Genomic DNA, 9,402 nt, shown 5'->3' with positions numbered 1-9,402 from the left:
TGGTGATGTCGCCCTACGCCGACGCCGGCTTCCTGGCCGACAACCTGCCTGCGGCATTGCCCACGATCCTGATCAACACCCCCAATGCCACGTCCCTGCCGACCGTGATCAACGTGGACAACCGCATGGGGGCCCGGGTGATGGTCGCGCACCTGGCTGCATTGGGGCACCGCCGTATCACATTCATTACCGGCCCGGAGAGCAACTTCGAGGCCCAGCAGCGCCTGCAGGGCTTCCGCGAGGCCATGGCCGAACTACTGCCGGGTGCGCCGATCGAGATCCTGCCCGGCGAGTTCACCGACCTGTCCGGGCACCAGGCAGGGCAGCAACTGCTGCGCCTGGACATCCGCCCCGACGCCGTGTTCGCCGCCAACGACATGATGGCCATCGGCTGCCTGTCCGCATTGCACGAAGCCGGGATGCGCGTTCCGCAGGATATCGCCCTGGCCGGCTTCGACGACATCCCCATGGCCCGTTACGTGACTCCGGCACTCACCACGGTACGGGTCCACATCTCCGATCTGGGCGAACGCGCCCTGACCCGGCTGCTGCACGTGATCGAAAACCCCGATGCGCCAACGCAAGGGGAAGATCTGATGGCCTCCGAACTGGTGGTCAGGGCGTCCTGTGGTGGCTCGCTATCCGAGCCGGTCGCCAGGGAGCAATGACACATCCATGCAAGACGGCACTACCGAACCCTATCCGCAGGACCCCCAAGGGTAGGGCGATCCACCCACTCAACAACGACCGATCCGACTCAAGGTGAGGGAGACAACAACATGAAACGTCAATCCAGCATGCGCACCCGCCCTGTGGCGGTATCCGGCACACCAGGTGTTGTATCCGGCCAGCGAATATCCAGGGCATCCCTGCGCATCAAGAAACGCCTGCTCGCCAGCCTGATCACCGCATCCGTGATGGCGACGGCCGCCGTGCCCACGGTATCGTGGGCACAGAGCGCCAACGCCACCCTGCGTGGCGACGGCCCGCCCAAGGCCACGGTCACCGCGTTCAACGTCGCCACCGGTGTTACGCGACATGCCCAGATCAACGCGGATGGCCATTACGCCCTGGTCGGGCTGCCCCCCGGCACCTACCAGATCGATGCCGGCACAGGCACCGAACACACGGTGACGCTGACCGTGGCGTCGACTTCGACATTCAATTTCAAGGCTGCATCGTCCACCCCGAGCACGGCCAACGCCACCTCCCTGGGCGCGGTCCATGTCACCGCCCAGAACCTGGCCGAGGTCAAGACCTCGCAGGTCGGCGGCACCATCTCGCAGCACCAGATCCAGACCATCCCGCAGATCTCGCGCAATTTTCTTGAATTCGCCGACATCGTGCCCGGCATGCAGTTCAAGGTGGGATCAAACGGCAATACTTCGCTGCAGGGCGGCGCTCAGAGTTCCAATGGCGTGAACGTCTATATCGACGGCATCAGCCAGAAGAGCTACGTGATGGGCGGCGGCATGGCCGGGCAGAACGCCAGCCAGGGCAACCCGTTCCCGCAACTGGCGATCGGCGAATACAAGGTCATCACCTCCAACTACAAGGCCGAGTATGCCCAGGTCACCAGCGCGACGGTGACTTCGCTGACCAAGTCGGGCACCAACAAATTCCACGGCGAGGTCTTCGGTCGCTATACCAACGACAACTATCGTGCGCGCACACCCTCCGAGAACTTCAAGAACAAGAAGACTCCGTCGCAGGAGAAGGAATACGGCTTTTCCCTGGGCGGTCCGATCATCAAGGACAAGATGCACTTCTTCTTCACCTACGAGGGCAAGCGCTTCAACACGCCGACTGCAGTCACGCCCAACGGCAATGTCGCCGACGCGGTGCAGTACCTGCCCGCGGATGCGCGGTCCCAGTTCGGCCCATCCAATCTGCCGTTCATGGAAAACCTCTACTTCGGCAAGATCGACTGGGAGCCCACTGATCGCGACCGCTTCGAATTGACCGCGCGGGTGCGCAAGGAACACACCACCAGCGGCATCGGAAACACCACTGCAGCCTCCGCGGCAATCGATCAGCTGGTCACCGACAAGCGCTATTCCATCCGGTGGGATCACAGCTCCGACATGTGGTTCAACGAGCTGATCCTGGCCCACCAGTACACATTTTTCAATCCGTCGCCGGTCAACTTCGGCAACGCGGCCATCTACACCTACGGCCCGGCCAACAACGCCACCATCATCGACACCGGACCGGCGTCCCCGCTGGCGGCGCAGAACAAGGGCCAGAAGGGACCGACGATCAAGGACGACCTGACCTTCAACGACCTGGAATGGCACGGCAACCATGTCATCAAGATGGGCGTGACCTTTCGCGACCTGACCCTGAAGGCCGCCGACGCCGCCAACGCCAACCCGCAGTTCTATTACAACGTCACCACGGGGGGTACGGCCGCCACTCCGTACGAGGCCTTCTTCACCAAGGGCGTAACCGGCCTTGGCAGCCTCTCGCCGGTGGTCACGACCAAGGACAAGCAGTACGGGGCCTACCTGCAGGACGACTGGGACGTCACCGACAAGCTGACCCTGAACCTGGGCGTGCGCTGGGACTACGAGGACAACCTGGCCTACAACAACTTCGTCACGCCAAGCAACGTGGTCGCGGCACTGCAGGGCCCCGATCCGTACGCGGCGGGCACGCCGTACGCGGGCGAGACCTACGCTCAGGCCCTGGCCCGGGGCGGCATCAACGTCAACGACTACATCAGCAATGGCCACCAGCGCTCGCCGAAGAAAAACGAATGGCAGCCGCGCCTGGGCTTCTCCTATGACCTGTTCAACGATGAGCAGCATGTGTTCCACGGCGGCTGGGGCCGGTCCTATGACCGCAACCTCTACAACTACATGCAACTGGAGGTCACCAAGGCCGCCCTGCCGCAGTTCAGTGTGTACTTCCAGAACCCGAACACCGGCACCTGCAACGTCACCAATGGCACGCCCTGCTATGCCTGGGATCCGAAGTACCTCAATGGCCTGCCCAACCTGCAATCGCTGGTGCAGGCCGGCAATGGCGGCGAAGTCGACCTGCTCAACAACAACCTGAAGATCCCGTATTCGGACCAGGCCAGCTTCGGCATGTCGAACAAGATCGGCGCATGGCAAACCGATATCACGTTCACCCACATCACCTACCATGACGGTTTCGCGTTCATCCTCGGCAACCGTTATCCGAACGGTGCTTTCTTCCAGAACCACAGCCAGCCTTGGGGGGATGGCGTGCCGGGCTTCGGCAGCCTGATCCTGGGCATGAACGGCATCCAGATGCACAACAACGAGATTCTCGCCTCGGCCGAGAAGCCCTACACACGCGAATCAGGCTGGGGCGCCACGGTGGCCTACACGTTCACCAGCGCGAAGCAGAACCGTAACGTCAACGAGCATTACTCGTTAGACTACGCGACCATCCACCAGTATCCGTTCATCACCTCCAACGCCGCGCCCCGACACCGGATCGTGGCCACGGGAAGCTTCAGCGGACCCTGGGACATCGTCATGGGTCTCAAGGTCACGCTGGCCACGCCCACGCCAGTCAACGGCATCTCCTGCTTCTTCGGCAGCCACAGCTTCTCCAACGGCAGTTGGTGCCACTCGTATGCGGCCCGGCCACCGGGCGAAGGACGGTTCCTGATCGGCGGCAAGATGTGGGGGTACCGCGACGTGGACTTCCAGGCGACCAAGAACTTCACGGTCGGCTATGGCGTGACCATGTACGGACGGTTCGACCTGATCAATGCGTTCAACTTCCACAACTATGTGGATACGTCCCTCAACACGTCGGGCGGACCGGGGGCCGAGTCGCTGGTCTACAACACGAACGGCAACATCCAGTACGCGCCGCGCACCATCAAGTTCGAAATCGGCGCGAAGTTCTGATCGTCCCCACAAGCGGGACGGGCCCTCATGCAGGGTCCGTCCCGCTTTCCATTAAAGGTGGGTGCGTGCAATGGTTCCAGCAACGCTGACGTTTCAGCGTGCGGCAGGAACGCTTTCTGTGTACCCGCATTTGGTTGATGGTTACCCCTGCATGAACGATCCGCATATCAAGAATATCGTCATTGTCGGCGGAGGCACCGCGGGCTGGATGGCCGCAGCGGCCTTCGCCCGGGTGCTGGGAACCCAGGTGAAGGTACGCCTGGTGGAATCGGAGGCGATCGGCACGGTCGGCGTCGGCGAGGCCACAGTGCCTCACCTGAAGCTGTTCAATGACCTGCTCGGGATCAGCGACATCGAGTTCATCCGGCAGACCAGGGGCACCTTCAAGCTGGGCATCCAGTTCAACGACTGGGGACATCTGGGCGACAGCTACATCCATGGCTTCGGCCACATTGGCCACAGCCTCGGCCTGCTGCCGTTCCACCAATACTGGATCAAGGCCAGTCAGCACGGGTTCGCCAGGGACCTGGCGGCCTACTCCATCAACACGGCGGCGGCCCCGCGCGGCAAGTTCATGACCTCGGCCCAGGATGCGCCGGCGCATTCGCCACTGGCCGACATCCCGTATGCCTATCATTTTGATGCCAGCGGTTACGCACGCTACCTGCGTGGCTATGCCGAGGCGCGCGGCGTCAAGCGCATCGAGGGCAAGGTCTGCAAGGTACGCCAGCACCCGGAAACCGGCTTCGTCGAATCGGTGACGCTGGAGAACGGCGAGGTCCTGGAGGGCGAGCTGTTCATCGACTGCTCGGGCTTTCGCGGCCTGCTGATCGAGCAGACGCTCGAGACCGGCTTCATCGATTTCACCCACTGGCTGCCTTGCGACCGTGCACTGACCGTGGGATGCGAAAACGCCGGGCCACCTCCGCCGTACACCCGTGCCACGGCGCAGACGGCCGGCTGGCAATGGCGGATCCCGTTGCAACACCGGATCGGAAACGGTTACGTGTATTCCAGCGCGCACATCAGCGATGACGAGGCTGCCGCAACACTACTGGCCAACCTCGACGGACCGGCGCTTGGCGAACCACGGCAGTTGCACTTCGTCACCGGCATGCGGCGCAAGTTCTGGAACAAGAACGTGGTCGCGCTGGGCCTTTCCAGCGGGTTCATGGAGCCGCTGGAATCGACCTCGATCTTCCTGATCCAGTCGGGTATCGCGCGGCTGCTGAACCTGTTCCCGCGCGAGGGGTTCAGCGAGGTGCTGATCGACCGCTACAACGCCCAGGCGCAGTTCGAGTTCGAGCGCATCCGCGACTTCCTGATCCTGCACTACAAGCTCACCACGCGTGAAGACAGCGATTTCTGGAACCAGTGCCGCACGATGTCGATTCCCGGTGTGCTCCAGGACACCCTCGAGCTTTTCCGCGACAGCGGCCGTTTCTTCCGCCAGGCCGAAGAGATGTTCGCCGAGGTCAGCTGGGTGCAGGTGATGATCGGGCAGGGCATCGAGCCACGCGGATACCACCCGCTGGTCGACCAGGTCCCCGACAAGGAGCTGCGCGCCTTTGTCGCCGATACCGCCAGGGTGATCGACAGCTGCGTGGACGCGATGCCCGCGCACCAGGTGTTCCTCGATCGGCTGCAGTCCATGAAGGGCTGACCAGTGGACCGGTGACTGCGCAGTATCCCGATGCCCGGGTCGACCCGGCTTTAATCCACCCGCACGCACAGGACCCGATGTTGATGATGAAGGTACCTTTGACCCGATCGGTGGCCGCGACAGTTCTCGTCGCCCTCGTCGTTCTATTTTCCGGGTTGCCGTGCGCGGCCCGCACGGCAACTGCACCCAAGCCGCATCCGCAGATTTCCGCGCATACGCGAGCGATGCTCGACGACGTCGAGCATCGCACCTTCGAGTTCTTCTGGAAAAACGCCAATCCCGCCAATGGACTGGAACCGGACCACGTGCCTGCGCGCGGCACGCCGTTCTCGAGCATCGCCGCGGTCGGATTCGCGCTGACCGGTTACGGTATCGGCGTCGAGCGCGGATACATCACGCGCGCGCAGGCCGTCCAGCGGGTACTGAAGACGCTGCGCTTCTTCGCCCACGCGCCGCAGGGTCCCAGCGAGGACGGAGACAGCGGTTACCACGGCTTCTTCTATCACTTCCTCGATATGCGGACCGGGCTGCGCTATGGACGGTGGGTCGAGGTCTCGACGGTGGACACGTCGCTGCTGCTCGGCGGGGTGCTGTTCTGCCAGAGCTTCTTTGACCGTGACACACCGGCCGAACGCGAGATCCGCAAATTGGCCGAGACCATCTACGATCGCGTCGACTGGACCTGGTCACAGGCGCGTCCACCGGCCATCAGCATGGGCTGGACGCCCGGCGGGAAGTTCATTCCCCACGACTGGACCGGGTATGACGAGGGCATGATCATCTACGTGCTGGCACTGGGCTCGCCCACGCATCCGGTGCAACCAGACGCCTGGCAGGCCTGGACAAGCACTTACGGCCACAGCTGGGGGACATACCGCGGCCAGACCTATCTGGCCTTCGGACCGATGTTCGGGCACCAGTACAGCCAGGCATGGATCGACTTTCGCGGCATCCGAGACGCCTGGAGCCGCGCACACGATCTGGACTATTTCCAGAACAGCCACCGCGCAGTGCTGGCGCAGCAGGCCTATGCCATCGCCAATCCACATGATTTCAAGGGCTATGGCAAGAACGTCTGGGGCCTGACTGCCTGCAATGGCCCGGGCAACGTGACTGCAATCCACGACGGCGCCCCGATACACTTCCGCGGCTATTCGGCACGCGGCGCGGGACTGTCGGGCAGCACCTTCGATGACGGCACCCTGGCACCGACCGCGGCCCTGGGCTCGATGCCGTTTGCGCCGAAACGGGTGTTGCAGGCGATGCGCACGATGAAGCAGCGATACGGCTCGGCCATCTATGGCACCTACGGATTCGTCGACGCCTTCAATCCGACCTTTTCGCTGAAAACCCTGAAGCTGAGAAGCGGGCACCTGGACCCGAAGGTCGGCTGGGTTGATGATGAGTACCTGGGCATCGACCAGGGACCGATCCTGCTGATGATCGAGAACTACCGCAGCGGACTGGTGTGGCGCGTGATGCGCCGCAATCGGCACATCCGCAAGGGGCTTTTGCGCGCGGGCTTCGAGGGCGGATGGCTGTGCAGCGGCAAGTCGAGCTGCACGGGCAGCGCAGCACACTGAGGACCAGCATGCGCTCCGGCCGCCACCCTTGCCTGCAACTGACCGCACTGGCGGTGTTGCTGCTGCTCGGTTCGTGCAGTTCGTCGCAGTCTCCCGGCCGGAAACTGACCTTCTGGGCCATGGGGCGCGAGGGCGAGGCTGTCCAGCAGTTGATGCCGGCGTTCGAACACGAGCATCCGGATATCCACGTCGTCGTGCAGATCCTGCCCTGGAAGGTTGCGCACCAGAAACTGCTGACCGCGTTTGCCGGCGACACCCTGCCGGACGTGTGCCAGCTGGGCAACACCTGGATTCCGGAGCTGGCCGAGCTCGGCGCGCTGCAGCCCCTGGGGCCGCGCGTGCGCTCCTCCCGCACAGTGGATCCAGAGGATTATTTCCCCGGGATCTGGGATACCAACATCGTAAACGGCACCCTGTACGGCGTGCCGTGGTACGTCGACACGCGCCTGCTGTTCTACCGCAAGGACCTGCTGGCCCAGGCCGGTTTCGATCATCCGCCTGCGAGTTGGGCCGAGTGGGCGCGGCAGATGGCGGCCATCAAGGCGCGCGTGGGCCCCTCGCGCTTCGCCACGCTGCTGCCACTGAACGAGTTCGAGCAACTGGAATCGTTCGGCTTGCAGGAATCGCAGCCCATGCTGCGCGACGGTGGCCGCTACGGCAATTTCGAGTCACCCGGTTTCAAGCACGCGCTGCGCTTCTATGCAAGTTTCTTCCGCAACGGCTGGGCCCCGAAAGTAACCAACACCGAGATCTCCAACCCGTGGGCCGCGTTCGCCCAGGGCTACTTTGTGTTCTACGTCTCCGGCCCCTGGAACATCGAGGAATTCAGGAACCGCATGCCGGCACGGCTCAAGCATGACTGGGCGACCGCGCCGCTGCCCGGACCGCATGGCCCCGGGGCGTCACTGGCAGGCGGATCCTCGTTGGTGATCTTTCGTGCCTCGCGCCACAAGCAGGCCGCATGGCTGCTGACCGAGTACCTGTCGCAACCGGACGTGGAACGCCGGTTCTACCGATTGCTTGGCGACATGCCGCCGCGACGTTCGGCCTGGGACCATTCGACCCTGGCCAACGACCCCCACGCGCGCGCCTTCCGCATTCAGCTCGAACGCGCGCGACCGGTCCCCAAGGTGCCCGAATGGGAACGCATTGCCGCCCAGCTGGCCCTGGTCGGTGAACGCCTGGGCCACGGCGAACTGACTGTGGACCAGGCCGCGAAGCTGCTTGACCAACGCAGCAACGATATCCTGGCCAAACGCCGCTGGGTGCTCGCGCACGGCCATTCTGCCGAGACCGGCCCGCCATGAAAATGCGCAGCACAGCCGCATGGATGTTCCTGGCACCGGCGATGATCGTGCTGCTGGTGTTCTTCGCGCTTCCGGTGCTGGGAGGCTTCGTGCTCAGCCTGACTGATTTCGACCCGTACGCGCTGGCCAACATCCACAACCTGCGCTTCGTCGGCTTCGGTAATTATCTGCATCTGCTGCAACGGCCGCTGTTCTGGTCGGCGCTGGGCAACACGTTGTATTTCGTGCTGGTCGGGGTACCGCTGTCGATGGCTGTCTCGCTGGGTGCGGCGTTGCTGCTCAATGCGCAGCGGACACGCTTCAAGGGGTTCTTCCGTACCGCACTATTCGCGCCGGTGGTGACCACGCTGGTCGCGGTGGCGGTGGTCTGGCAATACTTGTTCAACACCCGCTATGGACTGGTCAATGATCTGCTGGTGCATCTGGGCCTGCACCCGGTCGACTGGCTGGGCAACCCGCACTGGGCGATGCCCACGATCATCGCCTTCGCGGTGTGGAAGAACTTCGGCTACAACATGATCCTGTTCCTGGCCGGCCTGCAGGCGATCCCGCCGGAGCTGTACGAAGCAGCGCGCATCGACGGCGCATCGTCTGTTCGCACGTTCCGGCATATCACCCTGCCCATGCTCGGCCCCACTCTGCTGATGGTCAGCATCCTCACCCTGTCGGGGTATTTCCAGCTGTTCGCCGAGCCCTATGTGATCACCGAGGGCGGACCGCTGCAAAGCACGATCAGTGTGCTCGACCTGATGTCCCAGGCCGGCTTCAAGTGGTGGAACCTTGGCATGGCCTCGGCGGTTGCATTCATGCTGTTCGTGCTGATATTCGTGGTCACCAGCGTGCTTCTGCTGTTCACTCGACGCCGGGGGCACGCATGAGTCCGCGCATGACCAGGGCCTGCTGCTGGGCAGCGTGAAGGGTTGACGAGAAGCGGATAGAACTCTTTGTACCGTCTCCTG

6 protein-coding genes are annotated in these 9,402 nt (G+C 63.3%); all 6 read left to right on the top strand.

The genetic code is table 11. The features are described 5' to 3' along the window. A partial coding sequence (locus PF446_RS04850; protein WP_298070120.1) for a substrate-binding domain-containing protein occupies positions 1-668 on the top strand: 668 nt, incomplete at its 5' end. Positions 669-779: 111 nt separating this feature from the next. Continuing rightward, the gene (locus PF446_RS04845; protein ID WP_298070119.1) at positions 780-3,890 is read left to right on the top strand and encodes a TonB-dependent receptor; all 3,111 of its coding nucleotides are present in this window, start codon (positions 780-782) and stop codon (positions 3,888-3,890) included. Positions 3,891-4,041: 151 nt separating this feature from the next. After that, on the top strand, positions 4,042-5,553 hold the full coding sequence (locus PF446_RS04840; protein WP_298070118.1) for a tryptophan halogenase family protein: 1,512 nt from the start codon (positions 4,042-4,044) through the stop codon (positions 5,551-5,553). Positions 5,554-5,777: 224 nt separating this feature from the next. Further along, the gene (locus tag PF446_RS04835; RefSeq protein WP_298070117.1) at positions 5,778-7,136 is read left to right on the top strand and encodes a glucoamylase family protein; all 1,359 of its coding nucleotides are present in this window, start codon (positions 5,778-5,780) and stop codon (positions 7,134-7,136) included. 8 nt (positions 7,137-7,144) lie between these two features. Then, complete coding sequence (locus tag PF446_RS04830; protein ID WP_298070116.1) at positions 7,145-8,443, top strand: sugar ABC transporter substrate-binding protein; 1,299 nt, start codon at positions 7,145-7,147, stop codon at positions 8,441-8,443. After that, the gene (locus tag PF446_RS04825) at positions 8,440-9,321 is read left to right on the top strand and encodes a sugar ABC transporter permease (protein ID WP_298070115.1); all 882 of its coding nucleotides are present in this window, start codon (positions 8,440-8,442) and stop codon (positions 9,319-9,321) included. Before PF446_RS04830 ends, PF446_RS04825 begins: the two co-directional genes overlap by 4 nt. Positions 9,322-9,402 lie beyond the last annotated feature (81 nt).

The organism is Oleiagrimonas sp. (assembly GCF_027858935.1).
Classification (GTDB): domain Bacteria; phylum Pseudomonadota; class Gammaproteobacteria; order Xanthomonadales; family Rhodanobacteraceae; genus Oleiagrimonas.
The sequence above is the reverse complement of the archived record's forward strand: the minus strand, read 5'-3'. Positions and strand labels throughout refer to the sequence as shown.